Origin of the sequence: Streptomyces melanosporofaciens (assembly GCF_900105695.1) — a bacterium.
GTDB lineage: Bacteria > Actinomycetota > Actinomycetes > Streptomycetales > Streptomycetaceae > Streptomyces > Streptomyces antimycoticus.
Map to the genome: position 1 here is coordinate 9,903,806 of NZ_FNST01000002.1, position 19,041 is coordinate 9,922,846.

The window sequence follows — 19,041 nt, forward strand, 5'->3', positions numbered from 1 at the left end:
TTCTCCGAGGGGCGGGAAGGTGGCCGGGGGGATGGTCACCGCCCGGCTTCCTTGTCTGTTTCTCCGGCGGCCGCCACCAGCTGCGGCGGCCCTGGTGCGGTGACCGGGGGAGTCGCCCCGGCCACCAGCTCACGCCACTGGGGCACCCGGTGGCAGGCGGCGGTGCGCCCCTGGCCCACCGGGGCCGGCGCGGGCGCGGTGCGGCAGGAGCCGATGACGAACGGGCAGCGGTGGCCGAAGACACAGCCCTCCCGCGCCGTCCAGGCGGGCGGTTCGGCCGACGGGCGCAGCGCCGCCGCGTCCGGTCCGTCCTGGGCCCGTACGCTCGGCGCGGAGGCGATGAGCAGCGCGGTGTACGGATGCAGCGGTCGGCCGAACACCTCGTGTACGGGCCCCTGTTCCACCACCCGGCCGCGGTAGAGCACCGCCACCCGGTCGGCGATGCCCGCCAGCGAGCTGAGGTCGTGCGAGATGACGACGACGGCCATCCCGCGCTCGGTGCGCAGCCCGTCCAGCAGCCGCAGCACCCGGTTGCGGTTGGAGGCGTCCAAGGCGCTCACCGGCTCATCGGCGATCAGTAGCCGGGGCCGGGTGACGATCGCCCGCGCGAGCAGCACCCGCTGGCGCTGACCGCCGGAGATCGCGCCCGGCAGCCGGTCGCCGAGGCGTGCGGCGTCCAGACCCACCGTCTCCAGCGCCTCGTCCACCCGTGCGGCGATCTCCGTGTCACCGAGATCACCCGCGACGGCGAGCGGCTCGGCCACCGCCCGCCGGACCGTCAGCTCCGGGTCCAGGGCCCGCAGCGGATCCTGGAACGCGTAACTCAGCCGTCCCGAACGGCGGAACGCCCGCAGCGCGCGCCCCCGCAGCCCGGAGATCTCGCGCCCGTCGAAGACCACCCGTCCCGAGCGCGGAGTAACCAGGCCCACGGCCGTACGGGCCAGCGTGGTCTTGCCGGAGCCGGTCTCCCCGATGACCCCGACGATCTCGCCCTCGCCCACGGACAGCTCCACTCCGTCCAGCACCGGCCGCGCGTCCCGCCGGCCGAAGGCCACGGTCAGGCCGGAGATCTCCAGCAGCCCGCTCATACCGCCACCTCCCGGGTGCCGAGCGCACCGGCCCGCGACCGCTCGATCTCCTCGGCGCGGACACACCGCACCCGCCGCCCGTCGGCCGTCTCCCGCAGTGGCACCGGACCGCTGCGGCACTCGGGCGCGGCGAACGCGCAGCGGTCGGCGAACCGGCAGCCCGGCAGCCGCGCGCCCACCTCGGGCGGCGCGCCGGGGATCACCTCCAGCTCCCGCCGCTCCCAGTCGCCTACCGTGGCCACGCGCAACAGCGCCTCGGTGTACGGATGCAGGGGATCGCCCAGCACCCGCTCGGCCGGGCCGTCCTCGACCAGCTCCCCGGCGTACGCCACCAGGATCCGGTCGCACACCTCGGCGATCACCGCCAGATCGTGGCTGACCAGCAGCAGCGCCAGATCCTGCTCGGCGCGCATCCGGGCCAGCAGCTCCAGGACCTCGGCCTGGACCACCACATCCAGCGCGGTGGTCGCCTCGTCGGCCACCAGCAGATCCGGTGCGCAGGCCACCGCGACGGCGATCAGCACACGCTGCAGCATCCCGCCGGACAGCTCGTGCGGATGGCGCCGGGCGACCTCGGCGGGGTCGTGCAACCCGACGGCGGCGAACAGCTCGACGGCCCGCTCAGCGGCCCGCGCACGGTCCAGCCCGAGCTTCACCCGCAGCACCTCGGTCAGCTGACGCCCCACGGTCAGCGCGGGGTTGAGATACGAGGCGGGGTCCTGGAAGACGGCGCCCACCCGGGTGCCCCGTACACGGTCCCACTCCCGGCGCGAGAGCCCGGTCAGCGCCTTGCCCGACAGGGCGATCTCGCCCTCGGACACCGCGCAGCCCGGCGGCAGCAGTCCGAGCACCGACCGGCAGATGAGGGTCTTTCCGCTGCCGGACTCGCCGACCAGGCCGACGGCCTCACCGCGGCCCACGGTGAACGACACATCGCGTACGGCCGTCAGCCGTCCGGAGGCGACGGTGACGCCGAGCCCCTCGACCGTCAGCGCGGCGGGCCGCCCGCCCAGGGCGCCGGGGCCGCCGGGCGTGGCGGGGTCAGGCGACGGGGAGTGCGGCATCGGCCTGCTCCTTGGTGGTGTCGGGGGTGTCGGCGGTGGCGCCCGGGGAGCCGGTGGCCGGATCCGGTGCGCCGCCGGGCAGCAACTCGTCCGCCCCGGCGTCGCGTACGGCATCGGCCAGCAGGTTGAGCGCGCCGGCGGTGATGACGATCAGCGCGGCGGGGAACACCGGTGCCCAGATCTGCTGGGTGAGGAAGCCCAGATCGGTGGCGAGCATGCCGCCCCAGGTGGCGGCGGGAGGCTGCACACCGACCCGAGGAAGGTCAGCGAGGAGACCACCAGCAGACAGGTGGCCAGCGCGTGGGCGGCGGTGACGATGACCGTCGGCAGGACCTTGCTCCAGATGTGGGTGCGCAGCACCCGCCCGACCGAGGCGCCGAACAGCTCGGCCGACTCGACGTACTGGGCGTGCCGCAGGCTCAGCGCTGCGGCGCGGGTCATCCGGAAGAACAGCGGGGCGTAGAGCACCCCGAGGGCGAGCATGGCCTGGTGCATCCCGTTGCCCAGCGCGCCCACGACCGCGATGGCGAACACGGTGAACGGCAGTGTCATCAGCGCGTCGACGGCACGCTGTGCGAGCCACTCGCCCACCCGCCCCATCCACAGCGAGGCCAGCCCGGTCGGCACCCCCACCGCCATCGCGGCGGCCACCGCCTCCACGGCGCCCGCCACCGAGCGGCCACTGCCCTCCAGCAGCCGGCTGAGCACATCGCGGCCCAGATAGTCGGTGCCCAGAAGATGGCCGGGGCCGGGGCCGCGCAGCATGTTCCGGGGGTGCTGGGCCAGCGGCTCATGCGGCGCGAGCCGGCCGCCGAACGCCGCCAGCAGCGCGATGGCCAGCAGCACCAGCATCGCCACCTTGGCGGACGGATGTCCCCATGCCCGTCGCAACGTCCTCATCGGCGCGTCACCTCCCGGCGCCGGGCGGCCGGATTCAGCGCGAGCAGCGCCGCGTTGACGGCCACGTTGACGACCAGGACCACCGCGATGGTCACCAGCAGCGTCCCCTGGATGACCGGGATGTCGTGCTGCTCGGCCGACTGCAGGGTGAGCTGGGCGAGACCGGGCAGTGCGAAGATCTGCTGGGTGACCACCGCACCGCCGAGCAGCATCGGCACGCTCATCCCGAGCGCGGTCAGCGCCGGTCCGGCGGCGTTGCGCAGAGCATGGCCGAATACCACCCGCCGGGAGGGCAACCCGCGCATCACCGCGCCCGTCACATAGTTCTCCCGCAACGTCCCCACCAGCGAGGTGCGGAGCTGACGGGCGATGGCGGCGGCGGCCTCCAGGCTCAGCGCGAGCGCGGGCATCACGGTGTACCGCAGCCACTGCGCGGGGTCCATGTCCAGCGGCACATAGCCACCGGACGGCAGCCACCCCAGCTTCAGCGAGAACACCGTGACCAGCGCGATGGCCACGACGAAACCGGGCAGGGTGCCGAGCAGCGCGCACAGCGCGGTGACGGTGCGGTCCAGCCGTCCGCCGGCCCGGAGCGCGGCGGCGACACCGGCGGCTCCGCCCAGCACCACGGCCATCAGCAGCGCGAGCCCGGCGATCGACAGATCCACCGGCATCGCCTGGCGGATGCTGTCGGCCACCGGGACCGTGGTGAACCACGAGCGGCCCAGGTCCCCGGTGAAGGCATGTCCCAGCCAGGACACGTACTGCTCCCACAGCGGCCGGTCGAGGCCGAACTGGTGGTTCATCCGGGCGATGTCGGCGGGGGTCGCCGTCTCGCCGAGCACCGCCGCCGCCGGATTGGCCCCGGAGAGCGCGCCGAGACCGAAGGTCAGCGCGGAGGACAGCAGGAAGACCGTGCCCGCCGTGGCGAGGACGCGGCCGAGCGAGCGCGGGAGTCGGGCCGCCCGTACGGGCTTCCGCCGCGTGCCCGCGAGGTGCGGAGCGAGCGCGGTCATCCGGCCGTCACCCCCTCGAACCGCTGCACCACCGGGAGCGAGGGGATGGCGGAGACGGAGGACGTACGGGCGAGGGCGCGCGGCACCGTGTAGAGGAACACATTCGGCATCGTGCGCACCGCCACCGCGGTGGCCGCCCGCAGCACCTGCGGATAGCGCGGCGACTCCAGCGGGGTGCGGCGCACCGCGGCCACCGCCGCGTCCAGTTCGGGCGTCGTACGGCGGGAGGGGTTCATCAGGCCCTCCGCGCCGAAGAGCACCTGCATGGCCTGCACCGGCGACTCCCGCCCGGCGAACTGGTCGAGGTACAGCGCGCGGGAGTGCTGGACGTACACCACCTGGGACGCCCGCGCCTCCGGGATGACCTCGATCCGGGCCCGGAAACCGGCCCGGTTGAGCTGCGCCTGCAACTGCTCGGGCGCGCCCTGCGGCTGGGCGGTGGTGATGGTCACCTCGACACCGTCGTGGTATCCGGCCTCCCGCAGCAGTGCGCGCGCCCGCCCCGGGTCGTGCCGGTACACCGCGCCGATCGCCGGGTCGAAGCCCGTATAGCCGGGCGGGAAGGGCTGGTGGTCCACCTCGCCATGGCCGAACTGCTCGCTGTCCAGCAGGGCTTGGCGGTCCACGGCGTACTTCAGGGCCCTGAGGACGGCGGGGTCGTCGAAGGGCTTCATGGCGGTGTTCACATCCAGGACGCGCACCACCATCGACGGGATGAGCTGCACCGTGAAACCGGCCTCGCGTGCCGCCTCGACCTGGCTGAACGGGATCTGAGCCACATTGAGCCGCCCGGACTGCAGCGCGGCGAGCGCCGTGGTCTCATCGGGCTTCGGATACGCCTCGAAGCGCTCGACGGCGATGTGTCCGGCGTTCCAGTAGCCGGGGTCGCGGCGCAGGCTCGCCATCGAGTTCTGGGTGTAGGACACCAGCTGGAACGGGCCGTGGCCGACCGGTTTGGTGGCCAGCCGCGCCTCGTCCTTCCCGAACGCGGTGGGGCTGACCACCATGCCGGTCTTCCCGGCCAGGAGTGCGGGCAACTGGTAGTCGGCCTCGGTGAGTTCGAGGACCACGGTGTGCGCGTCGGGGGCCCGTACCGTGTCGATGCTGGTCAGTTGGGAGGCGATCAGGGACTTGGGGTGGTTCTTGCCCCGCTCGAGGCTCTTCTTGACGGCCTCGGCATTCACCGGGGTCCCGTCGGCGAACCGCAGGCCACGGCGGAGGGTGAAGGTGAGGCGCCGCCCGTCGTGGGAGTAGCGCCAGGAGGAGGCGAGGGCGGGCTGGGCGCCGCCCTTGGCGTCGAGTTGGGTCAGCCCGGAGTAGACGAGCGACAGCAGATGGACGTCCCAGCCCTTGGAGGAGAACACCGGGTCCCAACTGGAGGGCAGATCCCAGCCCCAGCGCAGGGTCTCGCCCCCGCCGCCCGCCCCGGTCGTCGCCACCCCGCCACAGGCGGACAGCAGCAGGGAGCCACCCGCCCCAGAGCGAGCCCCAGCACGGAGCGCCGGTCCGGGGCGGGGCGCGGTGGCGGATCGGGCGGACGGCGGACGGGAAGGGGCGGGGCGGCGGAAGTCATGACGGGACGTCGCCTTTCGTGGTGTCAACTGCCCCCGGACGGCGATGAGCACACGGCCGTACACGTCCGCACACGACAGCGAGGACACACGGACGGGCAGCGGTCATGAAGGCCGGGGGCGGTGGGGCCCGGGGAGGAAAGCGAGGGGAACGAGCGGCACGAGGCGCTCGGGACGTGGCAGATCGCGTCGGCGGATCGCGTCAGCGAAAGGGGGCGATCAGCGACAGATGGCGCTGGCGGTGCGCCGGAAGTCCACGTATCGGCACACCACACCGGGGTGCGTCGTCAGCATGTGCCCATGGTGCGGGGCGAGGGCCGGCGAAGTCAATGGACACCTTTAGGTGTCTCATCGGGTAAGACGGCTACGACCTGGGGATTTTCAGCCCTGACGGGCGGCGAGCACCGGATGGGTGGCGGCCTGGTCCGGATGCAGCCACAGCGGCCCGCCTGCCGTCTCCAGCCGTACGGCCGCGGGTGGGGGAGTGGTCCGGCCGGTCAGCAGTGACAGATCGGGCCCGGTCAGGCTGCGGTGCTCCGCCAGGGCCTCCTCGGGGCCGATGAGGGCCGCCTGCCAGAGATGGCCGGGAGCCACCGTGCGCAGCGCGGCCGTGTACTCGGCCATGCTCCGCCACCCCGGGGCGGCCACGCGCCCGCCGGGTCCGGAGAACACCAGCGTGGGCAGCGCGTAGCGCACCCCGTCGTCGATTTCCTTCACGCCCGTGCCATGCGGCCCCGGGGCGTGGAAGGCATACGCCTCCGGGATCGGGTCGCGGGCCTCGGCGTGGTCCTGCCGGACGGCCGCCACCACCGACGGCTCGCGCATCTGCGCGCCCAGCCGCCCCACATCTACACCGTCGAGCCCCGCCAGGGCGTGGAGCACCCGCTCCGCCGTATCGGCCGGAGTGCCCAGGACGAACGTGGTCTCGCGCAGCCGCCGCAGCACCCGCTCCGCGGCGATCGCGCCCTGCCGCTCGGCCGCCTTCGCGGCGAGCGAGGCCGGCCGGCTGGTGGCCGCCACCCATCGCAGCCTGTGGGCGTAGGGCGCCCGCGTATGGCGGGCGATATCGGCGATATAGCGGCTGTACCAGGCGGTCTCGGCCGCGGGATCCGGTGCCGGATCGTCGCCGTCGTCGAAGAGGATGCCGAACACCCGGCGCCAGCGGGCCCGCCCCGCGGTCAGGGCCCGCAGGTGGCGGAACGCGGGCTCGGAACCCCACGCCCACGGGCAGGCCGGATCGGTGTACTCCACGATCTCGACGGCCCCGCCGCCGTCCGCGCCGGTGCTCCGGGGCCGGTCCGGGTTCGCGGGTGTCATGCCGCCAGCCGCTCGCGGACCAGATCGCTCAGGGCGGTGGAGGTCAGCACCCGGCGCACATGGTCCTCCATCCCGCGCCACACCCCGGGCAGTCCGGCCGCCGGGCCGTGGTAGCCGAGGTCGTCCAGCCGCTCGCCGCGCAGCGTCAGGAACGCCCCGTCCACGGCGAGCACGATGTCCGCGAGGGTCACCTCGGCGGGGTCGCGGGCCAGCCAGTAGCCACCCTCGCAGCCACGCTGACTGCGCACCAGACCGGCCTGGCGCAGATCCCGGAAAACCCCCTTGAGGAACCGGAAGGGGATGTCCTGGGAGGTGGCTATCGCCTCACAGGTCAGTGGCCTGCCCGCGTCCGCGGCCAGCTCCGCCAGCGCCCGGACCGCGTAGTCCGCCTTCGCCGAGATCTGCATACGGCCATTATGCAACGTGGATTTCATGGTGTTGTGCCTGGTGGGAGAAAGGACACCTGTTGACATCCATTACCGGGCTTTCTACGGTCGGTGTCATGACGACGCCCGGCGGCGACCCCGCGCAGCAGCACGACGCGTTCCATCCGCATCTGAGGGATCGGAAGGCCACCGCCCCCGACAGTCCGTTGCGGATGCGGCTGCACCACATCCGCACCGAGGACGTCGACCCCGGCACCGCCCAGACCGAGGGGATGCGGCGGTTCGCCGCGATCAGCGGTCAGTCGGTGGGGTCCGAGCGGCTCTGGATGGGCCAGACCCATGTGGCGCCGGACACCGCCTCCGCCAACCACCACCACGGCGAGTCCGAGACGGCCATCTTCGTGGTGCGGGGCCACCCCGAGTTCGTCTTCGCGCAGGAGCGGGACGGACGGGTCGAGGAGGTCCGGCTGCGCACCCGCCCGGGTGACTACATCTTCGTTCCGCCGTTTGTGCCGCACCGGGAGGAGAACCCGGACCCCGACGACGAGGCGGTGGTGGTCATCGCCCGCAGCACCCAGGAGGCCATCGTGGTCAACCTGCCGGAGCTGTATGTGCTGGAGCCGGGGGAGTAGCCGCCCGCGCGGACACGTGGCGTACAGGTGACCGTGTCCAATCGGCGCTGACCGTGCATTCCGCGGACGCTCGCGGGTAATCGCCCCTGCTGTGCCCCCTCCATCGACGCATCGACGAAAGGAGCGGCATCGTGAGCGACGACCGGCGACCGGAGGAACGCGAGGAGCGCGAGGAGCGCGAGGACCGGGGCGGGATCCCCAGGGACCTCCCCGACCAGCAGGCGCAGGACGGCCCCGACCACCTGGATGTGGCGGGCGCCGGCCAGGAGCCGGATCTCGGGGACGACGTCCCCGAGACGGATGAGTCCGGCACGGGACGGCAGGGGAAGCCGCAGACCGGAAGCGTGCACCCCGAGCGGCCCGTCCCGGACGAGCCCTCGGGGTGAGCGCCCCCGGCGTGAGACGGGGCGGGTCAGGTACCGGCAGGGCGGGCGCGGACATGGATGCGCTCGCCCTGCGCGCCGAACAGGGAGAGGAACTCCACGGGCTGGTCCCCGGCGTTGGCGAAGCCATGGGGCGTACGGGTGTCGAATTCGGCGGCCTCACCGGACGTGAGCACCAGATCGTGCTCGCCCAGCGCCAGCCGTAGCCGCCCCGAGAGCACATAGAGCCACTCATAGCCCTCGTGCACCCGCTGCTCCAGCGGTTCGTCGCGCCCGCCCGGCGGCCGGGGCGGCATGATCTGCTTGTAGGCGTGCAGCCCGCCCAGATAGCGGGTCAGCGGAACGAACGTCTGGCCGTGCCGGGTGAACGGCCGCGGATGGACCCGGGGATCCCCGGTGGCCGGCGCCCCCACCAGCTCGTCCAACTGCACTCCGTACGCCTTGGCCAGCGGCAGCAGCAGCTCCAGGGTCGGCTTGCGCTGCCCCGCCTCCAGTCGCGACAGGGTGCTCAGCGAGATCCCGGTCGTCTCGCTGAGCTGGGCCAGTGTGGTGCCACGGGTGCGCCGCAACGCCCGCAGCCGGGGTCCTACGGCGGTCAGTACCTCGGTGAGGTCTTCGTCAGCCATACTCTTCATTTGCTACCCCGGCAAAGAAGTTTGTCAAGTGGGCGCGGCCGTGTGCACTCTCTTGCCAGGAACGAAGGGAGCGCAGCTGACATGACCACCGACCCGCACACCATCTCGCCCGACACCTCGCCCGAGGAGTTCTGGGACACCTTCTACAGCGCCGAGGACCGCGTCTGGAGCGGCAAACCCAATGCCGCTCTGGTGCGCGAGACCACCGGGCTGACCCCCGGCAGCGCGCTGGACCTCGGCTGCGGTGAGGGCGGCGACGCGATCTGGCTCGCCCGGCAGGGCTGGCGGGTCACCGCCGTCGACGTCTCACAGGTGGCGTTGGACCGCGCCGCCGGACACGCCGCGTCGGAAGGTGTCGGCGACCATATCGAGTGGCAGCGGCACGACCTGTCCGAGTCCTTCCCGGAAGGCACCTTCGACCTCGTCTGCGCCTACTTTTTCCACTCCCGGCTGGAACTGCCCCGGGACCAGATCCTGCGCACCGCGGCGGGGGTCGTCGCACCGGGCGGAGTGCTGCTGATCACCGGACACGCCGCATTCCCGTCCTGGGCGCCGGACCCCGGTCCGGAGTTCCACTTCCCCACGCCCGAGGAGGTGCTCGCCGGGCTCGACCTCGCGGACGGGGAGTGGGACGTCCTCGTCAGCGATGTGCATGTGGAGAACATGACCGCTCCCGACGGACAGCCGGCCACCCGCACCGACAACACCCTCAAGGTCCGCCGCCGCTGACGGCGGCCCCGCCGTCCACTCGGGAGCCGGTCCGCCCTCAGGAACCGGTGCGCCCTCAGGAACCGGTGCGCCGGAACGCCCAGTCCATGCGTGGCTCCAGCAGCGTGCGCAGGACCCGTCGCACCGGTCCCGTGCACAGCACGGTGATCATGAGCACCGCGGCCGCGGTGACGGCGAGCTCCCCGAGCGGGGTGTGCAGCCACGGATGGTCGTACCAGCCCCAGAAACGGGACGACTTGATGATGAAGCCGTGCAGCAGATAGCCGTACAGCGTCCCCGAACCGAGCGCGGTGAACCAGGTCCGGCGCCCCGGCACCCAGGCCAGGAAGCAGGCCGTCAGCACCAGCGCCAGGCCGAAGAGGGCGGGCGTGGTGAGCAGCCCGGCCCAGGACGGTACGCCGTCCAGCGCCGCCACGCTCTTGCGGTGGTAGAACCACTCCGCGTCCATCCAGGGCGCCACCGCATAGGCCGTGCACAGGGCGAAGGCCGCCACCGGAAGGGCGATCAGCCGCGCCCGCCGGGTCCGCAGCCGGGTGAAGTGGTCCGGTCGCAGGGTGAGTCCGACCACGAAGAACGGGAGGAACGCCAGCACCCGCTGCAGGCCGAGATCCCCACCGGCCTCGGGAGAAATGGAGGCCAGTGCCGCCACCGCCAGCGCGACCGGCACCGGATGGCGCAGCGCGAGCCACAGCGGGGTGGTGATCCGCCAGATGAACAGCGCGGCCAGGAACCACATCACATACCAGGGGTCGAGCAGGCTGATCGGATAGCCCGGATCGTCCTGTGCCCAGCGGTAGAAGAGCGTGTACGCGACCTCGAAGACCACATACGGCACGACGACACCCGTGAGCAGCCGTTTCACCCGGCCCGGCGCCATGTCGAAACTCCGCGAGAAGTAGCCTGATATGAGGGCGAACGCGGGCATGTGGAACGCGTAGACCAGCAGGTAGATCGCGGTGGCCGCCCGGCTGCCGTAGGTGAGCGGCTCCCATGCGTGGCCACACGCCACCAGCACGATGGTGAGGTACTTCGCATTGTCGAAGTACGGGTCGCGCGTCCGGCCGGCCGACGCGCCGCCCTCGCGCGGTCGTGGCACTGCCGGGGGTGTTGTGGTCACACGGGTGGAGGTCTCCTGCTGCACAGCTTCTCCCGGACCCCTTCGATCGAGCCGACAGTCGAATCCTGATCGTCTGCCCCGCTCTGCCCGTCCCATGCGGGTCCAGGACTCGGATCCCAGTACGTGCGGCCCGGCCGCGGTGTTCACCGGCGGGCGGCACGTCCGGGGGTCCGCTCATGAACTCGGCCTTCTCCTCAGGACACGGGGAGCCGGTTCAGCGAGGTCAGCTCGGCGTGTGCGGACGCGAACAGCAGGGCGACGGCCAGGGCGCCCGGGTCCGGGACGCCGCGGGCGTGGTCGCCGGTATAGCTGGCACGCCCGCGCCGGGCGCGCAGATCGGTCGTGGACCGGGCGCCCCGATGGGCCGCCACCGCGGCCACATGGAGCGCGTACGCGGGGTCGGCGGTGGGTTCACAGGAGGCGAGGGCCCGGGCGGCGGGCACGAGGGCGTCCACCATCGTCTTGTCGCCCACTTCGGCCTCGCCGACCCGCTGGATCGCGGCCGCCCCCGCGGCGGTGCCCAGGGCCAGCGCGGCGGTCCCGGGCGGGGCGGCGGCCATCCCCAGCGCGTCGGCGAGCTCCTGGAAGAGCAGCCCGAACAGGGGACCGCTGGTGCCGCCGACATCGTCGAGGAAGACCCGCGCGGCGGCGTCGAGCGGCGCGTCCGGGCCCCTCCGGTTTCGCTCGCCGTTCCCCGCGCCCGCCGCCAGGGCGTCCAGCGCGCGGCGGACGCCGTCCATCCCGGTGACCAGATTGCCACCGAAGTCCCCGTCGCCCGCCTTCTGGTCGAGCGCGGTGAGCTCGGGTTCCACGGAGCGTACGGTGGCGGCGAACCGTGTGAGCCAGTCCATGACGGCGGTGTGCGTAAGGCCCTTCGGGCCGGGCTGATCGGACATGAGCGGGGCAACTCCTCGGGGCGGTGGCGGGGTCAACGGGGCCGGACGGGGTCAAAGAGGCGGGGTCACAGGGGCCAGGCGGGGGTGCGGGCGGGGGCGTCCCACAGCCGCAGCGCCTCGGCGTCGGTGGCGAACAGGGTCAACGAGAAGCCCCGCATGTCCAGGGCGCTCACGAAGGTGCCGGTCAGGGACCGGTCGAGGCCGACACCGCGGTCGTCGAGGGCTTTGGCGACGGCGTGGCGGATGCCGTACAGCTCCAGCGAGGTGATCGACCCCAGCCCGTTGACCAGGGCGAGCACCCGTGTCCCCGCGGTGTCGGGCAGCGCGGCCAGCAGTTGGTCCGTCATGGTCTCGACCAGCTTGCCGAGCGGTGCGTGCGGGGTGGTCCCCTCGGCCCGCTCGCCGTGGATGCCGACCCCGAACTCCAGGATGTTGTCGGGAAGGGCGAAGGCCGGTGCCCCGGAGGCGGGCGTGTTGTGGGCGGCCGAGGCGACGGCGAGGCTGCGGGCCCGCCGGGTCACATCGGTGCCGAGGGCGACCAGGTCCTCCAGACCGCGCCCCTCGTCGGCGGCGGCGCCGAGGATCTTCTCGATGATCAGGGTGGCGCCGGTGCCGCGCCGGCCGACCGCGATGTCGTCGGAGTCGCTGGCGATGTCGTCGTCGATGAGGACACGTGCGCAGCGGATGCCCTCATGGGCGAGGCGCTCGGCGGCGATGCTGAAGTTGATGCGGTCACCGGTGTAGTTCTTGACGATGTGCAGCACACCATCGGGCCGGGCGACGGCCCGGCTGGCCTCGAAGATCTGCCGGTTGTGGGGCGAGGCGAAGATCCGCCCGGGGCAGGAGGCGTCCAGCATCCCGGTCCCGAGGAAGCCGGAGTGCAGGGGCTCATGGCCGGAACCGCCTCCCGCGACCAGCCCGACGCGGCGGGTGGGTGCGCAATGGCGGGTGCGGAAGTATCCGTGGTCGGGGTGGTAGGCGACGAGATCGGCATGGGCGGCGGCGAAGCCCGCGAGCGCGTCGGGAACGAGGGACTCGGGCGAGTCGCGGAAGTACTGGGGCATGAACTCGGCTCCCTGGGCGAGTGGGGCGGACGGGGCGGACTCGGCGGTCGAGCGCCGTCTCGGCAGCAGCGGTATGAGGGCTCAGGAACAGATCGTCTCCGCGACCCGGCGGCAGGGTGCTCAGGCTGGACAGCAGCGGGACCCCAACGGACTACAGGCATACGCCGGTCGTGTGCCGAAGGGGGGGCATCGGGGAGGTTCCGGCTCGTGTTCCGGCGGGGAGCGGCGGGGTAGGGATCGGCGGACATCCGGCACCACTGATGCGGGCATCCGGCACCACCCATAAGGAGTCACCCATGTCCCTCGATGACTTCGAGCGCCACCCCTTGTTGTTCGGTCCCAGCCCCATCCACCCCCTGGACCGGCTGAGCGAGCGTCTCGGCGGGGCGCGTATCTGGGCCAAGCGCGAGGACTGCAACAGCGGGCTGGCCTTCGGCGGCAACAAGACCCGCAAGCTGGAGTACCTCGTCCCCGACGCGCTCCGGAAGGGCGCGGACACCCTGGTGAGCATCGGCGGTGTGCAGTCCAACCACACCCGCCAGGTCGCCGCGGTGGCGGCGAAGCTGGGGCTGAAGGCCGTCCTGGTGCAGGAGAGCTGGGTGGACTGGCCCGACTCCGTCAACGACAAGGTCGGCAACATCCTGCTCTCCCGGATCATGGGCGCGCGGGTGCGACTGGTCGACGCCGGGTTCGGCATCGGCTTCAAGGACAGCTGGGCCCGCGCCCTGGAGGACGTCCGCGCCGCGGGCGGCACGCCGTATCCGATCCCCGCCGGGGCCTCCGACCATCCGCTGGGCGGGCTGGGCTTCGCCAACTGGGCCCGCGAGGTCCAGGCGCAGGAGCGGGAGCTGGGCGTCTTCTTCGACACCATCGTGGTGTGCAGCGTCACCGGCTCCACCCAGGCGGGCATGATCGCGGGCTTCGCGGGCCAGGACCGCCCCCGCCGGGTCCTGGGCATCGACGCCTCCGCCAAGGTGGCCGAGACCCATGCCCAGGTGGCGAAGATCGCAGGCGAGACCGCCGCTCTGATCGGCCTCGGCCGGGAGCTGCGCGATGAGGAGATCACCGTGCTGGAGGGCTGGGCCGGGGACCTCTACGGTGTCCCGGTCGACTCCACCCTCGACGCGATCCGGCTCACCGGAAGCCTCGAAGGGGTGATCCTCGACCCGGTCTACGAGGGCAAGTCGATGGCCGGGCTCATTGACCTGGTCCGCGACGGGAAGATACCCAAGGACTCCAACGTGCTCTACGCCCATCTCGGCGGCCAGCCCGCGCTCAACGCCTACAGCGGCGCGTTCCGCTGACGGGGCCGAGAGGAGGCATGAAAGGAGGAACGCGAGGTGATGGGCGGGTCTCCACCGGGTACCCGATGCGCGGCCCGGGCCACGCGGCCCCGTGGCCTCCCCACCCCCGCGAGACCAGGGAGCCAGGGTGACGGACATGAACACCGGGAACGACCGGCAGGCCGGGAGTGTCGCGCCCCCGGACGGCCCGCTGTCGGGCTGCGCGGCGCTGGTGACCGGCGCGTCCAGCGGCATCGGAGCGGCCACCGCCCTGGCGCTGGCCCGGGAGGGAGCCGATCTCGCGCTGGTGGCCCGCCGCACCGAACGGCTGGAGGACCTGGCCGCCACCCTCCGCAAGGAGGGCCGCTCCTGCGCCGTCCTCACCGCCGATCTGCAGAGCGCGGCGCAGGCCCGTCAGTGCGTCGAGGACGCGGCGGAGCAGTGCGGACGGCTCGATGTGCTGGTGAACAACGCCGGGTATGTGGCCGCCGGCACGGTCGAGGAGAGCGACCCCGAGGCCTGGGAGCGGATGATCGCCCTCAATATCGAGGCCGTCCTGCACACCTCCCGGCAGGCGCTGCCGCATCTGCTGCGGTCGGCGTCCGAGGGCCCGCGCGGGGTGGCGGACCTGGTGAACGTCAGCTCGGTGGGCGGCCGGGTGGCGCGGGCCGGCAACAGCGTCTACTCGGCCACCAAACACGCGGTGGGCGCCTTCAGCGAGGCCATGCGCCAGGAGGTGACCGCCCGCGGTGTCCGGGTGGGGCTGGTCGAACCGGGCATGACCGTCACCGAGATGACGGCCGGCAACAGGACGGCCACCGTCGCACGCGGCATGGCGCGCGAGTCCTGGCTGCGCCCCGAGGACATCGCCCGCGCGATCGCCTTCATGGTCGTCCAGCCCGCGCATGCCGCCGTCAACGAGATCATGGTGCGCCCCACCGCCCAGGAGCACTGACCCGCCTGCCCCGGCCACCCCGCCCGCCCCGTTACGCCACGGCGTAACGGGGCGGGGGGGCGTGCCGGCCTCCGCCCGGCTTGGCTCCCGTCCGTCTCCGCTCGGCTCTCGCGGAAGCGTGCGCGAGGGATTTACAACGTTGGAAATTCTCTTTAACGTTGCGCCACGCACGGCCCGGGCCGCTCTTCCCCCACCACCACTCCTCCTGAAGGAGCGTGCATGACCACGCCGTACCGAAGACACCTCCTGCCCGCTCTGCTGACCCTCCTGACCGTCCTGGGCTCGCTCCTGGCTGTCCAGGCGCCCCCGGCCGCGGCCGCCTCCGGCACCCTGCTGCGCGACGGCACCGGCCTCTACCCCCGCGCCCTGCGGCTCGCGCACAACGGCGCCGCCAACGGCCGCGTCCTCGCTTCGGTGGTCACCTTCCGCGGCTCGGACGGGATAGGCGCCATCTACGAGAGCACCGACGACGGCGCCACCTTCCACCAGGTGGGCGAGGTGGCCGACCCCGAGGCGTCGGGGGGACAGGGCGAATGCTGCGCCACCCTGTACGAACTGCCGCGGGCCGTCGGCGGCATGCCCGCCGGGACCCTGCTGTGGTCCGCCTCCATCGGGCAGGACGAGCCGGACCGCCGAATGGCCATCCGGGTCTTCCGCAGCAATGACCAGGGGCGCACCTGGTCCTATCTGTCCACCGTGGCCACCGCCCCGAGCACCAAGGGGCTGTGGGAGCCGGAGTTCTCCATCGATTCCAGTGGGCGCCTGGTGGCCCACTACTCGGACGAGACCGACCCCGCCCACAGCCAGAAGCTGATCGCCGCCCGCAGCGCGGACGGGATCACCTGGGAGGGTCACCACGCCACCGTCGCCAGCAAACTCGCCTCCGACCGGCCCGGTATGCCCATCGTGCGCAAGCTGCCCGACGGCCAGTACTTCATGGCGTACGAGATCTGCGCCGCCCAGGGGCAGTACTCATGTGTGGTCCACTACCGGACCTCGCAGGACGGCTGGAACTGGGGCGACCCGGCGCACCTCGGCTACCGTCCGGAAACCGCCGACGGCAAGTACTTCACCCACACACCGAACCTCGCCTGGGCCCCCGAGGCCGGCAACCCCCGGGGCAAGTTGTTCCTCATCGGCCAGGTGCTGAACAACGCCGACGGCAGCACCGCCGCCGGCAGCGGTGCCACCGTGTGGACCAACAGCAACGGTGGCAGCGGGGCGTGGCGTTCGATCCCCGCACCGGTGCGGGTGGACTCCAAGGTGGTCGACTGGTGTCCCAACTACAGCTCGGCGCTGCTGCCCTCGGCGGACGGCAGCCGTGTGCTGGAGATCGCCACGGACTACGTGGGCACCGTGTGCAAGCCCTACTTCGCCACCGGGGGGAGCTGACCGGGTGAACGTCCGCTGACCGAAGCGGGGTTTTTCCTGCCCCGGACCCGCGTCCGGCCGTTCGGGGCCGGTGCCCGGTGTGGTGCGGACGACCGCCTCCACCAGGGCACCGGCCTCGGCGCATGTCCGTGTGCCGAGCCGTTCGCCGGGCAGCGGTGTGCTCGGTCCGCGTACGACACGACCACCCACTCGGGCTCCGCCTCCTCCGCGTGGGCGTCCGGCGTTGGCCCGGGCAGGTGACGGACACCGGCCGGGCCATGACCCGAATGCCGTACGGCGGTGACCCGGGCAGCGGGCCCGTGCCGCGTGCCGCGGCATGGCCACCACACACCGCACGGCCGGTGCACCGCAGCCCAAGCCACGCGGCTGACCTGCGCGGATGGCCTCGGCGGTGGCGAGGTGGCGAGGCGTCGCGCGGACGGAAGACAAGTGACCGGGACCGCTTCCCGATGCCTCGGACGCCCGCCATCCGGCCGACGGCACGGGCCGTGTGGGTGCTCGACCTGCCCCGTCCCGGATGACAGCGTGGCCGACATGGAGCACAGCCCAGGACCGCAAAACGTGCGCGCGAGGCTGCTGCTGGCCAGCGCCACCATGCTCTTCGTCGAGCTCGCGCTGATCCGGTGGACCGGCGCCAATATCGTCCATCTGAGCTATTTCTCGAACTTCATCCTCTTGGGCTCGTTCCTCGGGATCGGCCTGGGATTCCTCATGCCCGCCGGGCGTGGGCAGTGGCTCACCCGCTGGGCACCCATCCCGCTCGCCGTTCTCGTCGTCTTGGTGCGCGAGTTCCCCGTGCAGGTGCGGCAGACCAGCGGCGAGGTCATCTACTTCACCGCCGTGAAGACCACCGGTCTGCCCCAGTGGGTGACCCTGCCGGTGCTCTTCGGGCTGACCGCGCTGATCATGATGGCGATCGGGAAGATGACGGCCGATCAGTTCCGTCAGCTGCCCTCGCTGGAGGCGTACCGCTACGACCTGCTGGGCTCGCTCACCGGTTCGGTGTCCTTCGCGCTGCTCTCCTGGCTGCGCGCACCGTCGGTGGTGTGGGGCGTGCTCGCCGCGGTGGCCTTGCTGACCCTCGGCGGCTTCCGCAACAGCATCCGGTATGCGGTCCCGCTCGCCTTGATGGTGGCCGTCCTGGCGCTGGAGACGGCGGCCAGCGGCATCTCCTGGTCCCCGTACTACAAGATCGAGGTGACCAGGCCGACCACCGGCAGCCGGGACTACAAGATCTCCGCCAATGGCGTACCGCATCAGTCCATCGCCCCGCTGAAGGTGCTCGGACGCCCCGGCTCCCCGTACGAGCAGCCCTACCGTGAAACCCCGAGGAACTCCCACCGCCGGGTGCTGGTCATCGGCGCCGGCAACGGCAACGACGTGGCGATGGCGCTGGCCAACGGCGCCCAGCGGGTGGACGCGGTGGAGATCGACCCCCGGCTGCAGGAGATCGGTGCGTCACTGCACCCGGCCCGGCCCTACGCCAACCCCCGGGTGCACGTGCACATCAACGACGGCCGGGCCTTCCTCGAACGTACCAAGGCCCGCTACGACCTGGTCGTCCTCGCCCTGCCGGACTCCCTGACCCTGGTGTCGGGCGCCAGCAACCTGCGTCTGGAGAGCTATCTGTTCACCCGGCAGGCATTCGAGGCGGCACACCGCCACCTCGCCCCCGGCGGCGCGTTCGCCATGTACAACTACTACCGGCAGAACTGGCTCATCGACCGGTTCGGCTCCACGCTCACCTCCGTCTTCGGACACGCCCCCTGCATCACCCACTACGGAGGCAAGAAGGCGGCCATCCTGGTGGCCGGTGTCACCTCCAGCGACCAGTCCTGCACCGCCTCCGCCTGGCGCCCCTCGGGCCCGGTGCCCTCGGCCGCCAGCGACGACCATCCGTTCCCGTATCTGCTGCACCGCACCATCCCCACCCTCTACATCGGGGTCCTGGGAGCGATCCTGCTGGTGACCCTGGTGTCGGTACGGCTGACCGGGGTCCGGCTGCGGCGCACCGCCCGCTATGTCGACATGTTCCTGCTCGGCGCGGCGTTCATGCTGCTGGAGACCAAGAACGTGATCGGCTTCGCCCTCTACTTCGGCACCACCTGGCTGGTCAACGCCATGGTCTTCGCGGGGGTGCTGGTCGCCGTGCTGTGCGCGGTGGAGGTGCGGCGCAGGCTGCGCCGGGTCAATCAGCTCGTGCTGCAGCTGATGCTCTTCGCCAGCCTCGCCATCGCCTGGCTGATCCCGTCCCATCTGGTGCTGGGACTGCCCTTCGCCCCCCGGCTGGCCGCCGCGATCGCGCTGGCCTTCGCCCCCATCTTCTGCGCCAACCTCATCTTCTCCGACCGGCTGGCGGCGACCTCCGACCCCACGGCGGCCTTCGGCGCCAACCTGCTGGGCTCCCTGTTCGGCGGCACCCTGGAGTATCTGGCCCTGCTCACGGGCTATCAGGCGCTGCTGCTGGTCGTGGCGGTGCTGTACGCGGGTGCCTGTGTCGCCATGCGCTTCACCCGCCGCGGCTCCGGCGACGTCACCAGCCATGAGCCACTCACCGTGCAAACGGCGCCACGCCCCTGAGCGCCCCTCTCCCCGCCGCCCCCGGCCGCCTTC

At 72.2% G+C, this 19,041-nt stretch carries 19 protein-coding genes; 7 read left to right on the plus strand and 12 right to left on the minus strand.

Features of this window, described 5'->3' with window-relative positions; translation table 11 throughout:
- Nucleotides 1-35: 35 nt before the first annotated feature.
- The 8 genes from BLV72_RS44670 to BLV72_RS44700 all read right to left on the minus strand — a co-directional run bounded on the left by BLV72_RS44670 (nucleotide 36) and on the right by BLV72_RS44700 (nucleotide 7,363).
- On the minus strand, nucleotides 36-1,088 hold the full coding sequence (locus BLV72_RS44670; RefSeq protein ID WP_093469654.1) for an ABC transporter ATP-binding protein: 1,053 nt from the start codon (nucleotides 1,086-1,088) through the stop codon (nucleotides 36-38).
- On the minus strand, nucleotides 1,085-2,152 hold the full coding sequence (locus tag BLV72_RS44675) for an ABC transporter ATP-binding protein (RefSeq protein WP_093469656.1): 1,068 nt from the start codon (nucleotides 2,150-2,152) through the stop codon (nucleotides 1,085-1,087). Before BLV72_RS44675 ends, BLV72_RS44670 begins: the two co-directional genes overlap by 4 nt.
- Entirely contained in the window at nucleotides 2,130-2,369 is a 240-nt protein-coding gene (locus BLV72_RS50835) for a hypothetical protein (RefSeq protein ID WP_244321322.1), read from the minus strand. Before BLV72_RS50835 ends, BLV72_RS44675 begins: the two co-directional genes overlap by 23 nt.
- Nucleotides 2,303-3,052 carry an ABC transporter permease gene (locus BLV72_RS44680; RefSeq protein ID WP_244321323.1) on the minus strand — a complete coding sequence of 250 codons (750 nt, stop codon included), beginning with the start codon at nucleotides 3,050-3,052 and terminating at the stop codon, nucleotides 2,303-2,305. Before BLV72_RS44680 ends, BLV72_RS50835 begins: the two co-directional genes overlap by 67 nt.
- On the minus strand, nucleotides 3,049-4,068 hold the full coding sequence (locus BLV72_RS44685; protein WP_093469657.1) for an ABC transporter permease: 1,020 nt from the start codon (nucleotides 4,066-4,068) through the stop codon (nucleotides 3,049-3,051). Before BLV72_RS44685 ends, BLV72_RS44680 begins: the two co-directional genes overlap by 4 nt.
- Nucleotides 4,065-5,507, minus strand: a complete 1,443-nt coding sequence (locus BLV72_RS44690) for an ABC transporter substrate-binding protein (protein ID WP_244321324.1) — start codon at nucleotides 5,505-5,507, stop codon at nucleotides 4,065-4,067. Before BLV72_RS44690 ends, BLV72_RS44685 begins: the two co-directional genes overlap by 4 nt.
- Before the next feature lie 513 nt (nucleotides 5,508-6,020).
- Nucleotides 6,021-6,956 carry a DsbA family oxidoreductase gene (locus BLV72_RS44695; RefSeq protein WP_093469659.1) on the minus strand — a complete coding sequence of 312 codons (936 nt, stop codon included), beginning with the start codon at nucleotides 6,954-6,956 and terminating at the stop codon, nucleotides 6,021-6,023.
- Nucleotides 6,953-7,363 carry an RrF2 family transcriptional regulator gene (locus tag BLV72_RS44700; protein ID WP_093469660.1) on the minus strand — a complete coding sequence of 137 codons (411 nt, stop codon included), beginning with the start codon at nucleotides 7,361-7,363 and terminating at the stop codon, nucleotides 6,953-6,955. Before BLV72_RS44700 ends, BLV72_RS44695 begins: the two co-directional genes overlap by 4 nt.
- A gap of 95 nt (nucleotides 7,364-7,458) precedes the next feature.
- Between BLV72_RS44700 and BLV72_RS44705 the strand changes: the two genes are divergently transcribed.
- Both BLV72_RS44705 and BLV72_RS44710 read left to right on the plus strand, forming a co-directional pair.
- Nucleotides 7,459-7,974, plus strand: a complete 516-nt coding sequence (locus BLV72_RS44705) for a cupin domain-containing protein (RefSeq protein ID WP_208905943.1) — start codon at nucleotides 7,459-7,461, stop codon at nucleotides 7,972-7,974.
- 131 nt (nucleotides 7,975-8,105) lie between these two features.
- Nucleotides 8,106-8,360 carry a hypothetical protein gene (locus BLV72_RS44710; RefSeq protein WP_244321325.1) on the plus strand — a complete coding sequence of 85 codons (255 nt, stop codon included), beginning with the start codon at nucleotides 8,106-8,108 and terminating at the stop codon, nucleotides 8,358-8,360.
- A gap of 26 nt (nucleotides 8,361-8,386) precedes the next feature.
- Here BLV72_RS44710 and BLV72_RS44715 read toward each other — a convergent pair whose 3' ends face one another.
- Nucleotides 8,387-8,983, minus strand: coding sequence for a helix-turn-helix domain-containing protein (locus BLV72_RS44715; RefSeq protein WP_093469662.1), 597 nt, complete (start codon nucleotides 8,981-8,983; stop codon nucleotides 8,387-8,389).
- A gap of 90 nt (nucleotides 8,984-9,073) precedes the next feature.
- Here BLV72_RS44715 and BLV72_RS44720 point away from each other — a divergent pair, with 90 nt between their 5' ends.
- Complete coding sequence (locus BLV72_RS44720; protein WP_208905945.1) at nucleotides 9,074-9,721, plus strand: class I SAM-dependent methyltransferase; 648 nt, start codon at nucleotides 9,074-9,076, stop codon at nucleotides 9,719-9,721.
- Between the two features lie 55 nt (nucleotides 9,722-9,776).
- On the opposite strand, the gene BLV72_RS44725 is transcribed toward BLV72_RS44720, so the two are convergent.
- The 3 genes from BLV72_RS44725 to BLV72_RS44735 all read right to left on the minus strand — a co-directional run bounded on the left by BLV72_RS44725 (nucleotide 9,777) and on the right by BLV72_RS44735 (nucleotide 12,798).
- On the minus strand, nucleotides 9,777-10,862 hold the full coding sequence (locus tag BLV72_RS44725; protein ID WP_093469663.1) for an acyltransferase family protein: 1,086 nt from the start codon (nucleotides 10,860-10,862) through the stop codon (nucleotides 9,777-9,779).
- A 170-nt stretch (nucleotides 10,863-11,032) separates the two neighbouring features.
- A complete protein-coding gene (locus tag BLV72_RS44730; RefSeq protein WP_093469665.1) occupies nucleotides 11,033-11,734 on the minus strand; it encodes a DAK2 domain-containing protein in 702 nt (233 codons plus the stop codon).
- A 65-nt stretch (nucleotides 11,735-11,799) separates the two neighbouring features.
- Nucleotides 11,800-12,798, minus strand: a complete 999-nt coding sequence (locus BLV72_RS44735) for a dihydroxyacetone kinase subunit DhaK (protein ID WP_093469666.1) — start codon at nucleotides 12,796-12,798, stop codon at nucleotides 11,800-11,802.
- Nucleotides 12,799-13,094: 296 nt separating this feature from the next.
- On the opposite strand from BLV72_RS44735, the gene BLV72_RS44740 reads away from it, so the two are divergent.
- The 4 genes from BLV72_RS44740 to BLV72_RS44755 all read left to right on the plus strand — a co-directional run bounded on the left by BLV72_RS44740 (nucleotide 13,095) and on the right by BLV72_RS44755 (nucleotide 19,008).
- The gene (locus BLV72_RS44740) at nucleotides 13,095-14,102 is read left to right on the plus strand and encodes a 1-aminocyclopropane-1-carboxylate deaminase (RefSeq protein WP_093469668.1); all 1,008 of its coding nucleotides are present in this window, start codon (nucleotides 13,095-13,097) and stop codon (nucleotides 14,100-14,102) included.
- Nucleotides 14,103-14,238: 136 nt separating this feature from the next.
- Nucleotides 14,239-15,036, plus strand: coding sequence for an SDR family oxidoreductase (locus BLV72_RS44745; RefSeq protein ID WP_093469669.1), 798 nt, complete (start codon nucleotides 14,239-14,241; stop codon nucleotides 15,034-15,036).
- Nucleotides 15,037-15,255: 219 nt separating this feature from the next.
- On the plus strand, nucleotides 15,256-16,428 hold the full coding sequence (locus BLV72_RS44750; protein WP_093469671.1) for a sialidase family protein: 1,173 nt from the start codon (nucleotides 15,256-15,258) through the stop codon (nucleotides 16,426-16,428).
- Nucleotides 16,429-16,989: 561 nt separating this feature from the next.
- Entirely contained in the window at nucleotides 16,990-19,008 is a 2,019-nt protein-coding gene (locus BLV72_RS44755; RefSeq protein WP_244321327.1) for a spermine/spermidine synthase domain-containing protein, read from the plus strand.
- The last annotated feature ends 33 nt before the right edge of the window (nucleotides 19,009-19,041 follow it).

Bases quoted from the DNA above. Each gene is read 5' to 3' on its own strand.
- BLV72_RS44670 (WP_093469654.1), bottom strand. From the start codon at position 1,088: ATGAGCGGGCTGCTGGAGATCTCCGGCCTGACCGTGGCCTTCGGCCGG.
- BLV72_RS44675 (WP_093469656.1), bottom strand. From the start codon at position 2,152: ATGCCGCACTCCCCGTCGCCTGACCCCGCCACGCCCGGCGGCCCCGGC.
- BLV72_RS50835 (WP_244321322.1), bottom strand. From the start codon at position 2,369: ATGCTCGCCACCGATCTGGGCTTCCTCACCCAGCAGATCTGGGCACCG.
- BLV72_RS44680 (WP_244321323.1), bottom strand. From the start codon at position 3,052: ATGAGGACGTTGCGACGGGCATGGGGACATCCGTCCGCCAAGGTGGCG.
- BLV72_RS44685 (WP_093469657.1), bottom strand. From the start codon at position 4,068: ATGACCGCGCTCGCTCCGCACCTCGCGGGCACGCGGCGGAAGCCCGTA.
- BLV72_RS44695 (WP_093469659.1), bottom strand. From the start codon at position 6,956: ATGACACCCGCGAACCCGGACCGGCCCCGGAGCACCGGCGCGGACGGC.
- BLV72_RS44700 (WP_093469660.1), bottom strand. From the start codon at position 7,363: ATGCAGATCTCGGCGAAGGCGGACTACGCGGTCCGGGCGCTGGCGGAG.
- BLV72_RS44705 (WP_208905943.1), top strand. From the start codon at position 7,459: ATGACGACGCCCGGCGGCGACCCCGCGCAGCAGCACGACGCGTTCCAT.
- BLV72_RS44715 (WP_093469662.1), bottom strand. From the start codon at position 8,983: ATGGCTGACGAAGACCTCACCGAGGTACTGACCGCCGTAGGACCCCGG.
- BLV72_RS44720 (WP_208905945.1), top strand. From the start codon at position 9,074: ATGACCACCGACCCGCACACCATCTCGCCCGACACCTCGCCCGAGGAG.
- BLV72_RS44730 (WP_093469665.1), bottom strand. From the start codon at position 11,734: ATGTCCGATCAGCCCGGCCCGAAGGGCCTTACGCACACCGCCGTCATG.
- BLV72_RS44735 (WP_093469666.1), bottom strand. From the start codon at position 12,798: ATGCCCCAGTACTTCCGCGACTCGCCCGAGTCCCTCGTTCCCGACGCG.
- BLV72_RS44740 (WP_093469668.1), top strand. From the start codon at position 13,095: ATGTCCCTCGATGACTTCGAGCGCCACCCCTTGTTGTTCGGTCCCAGC.
- BLV72_RS44745 (WP_093469669.1), top strand. From the start codon at position 14,239: ATGAACACCGGGAACGACCGGCAGGCCGGGAGTGTCGCGCCCCCGGAC.
- BLV72_RS44750 (WP_093469671.1), top strand. From the start codon at position 15,256: ATGACCACGCCGTACCGAAGACACCTCCTGCCCGCTCTGCTGACCCTC.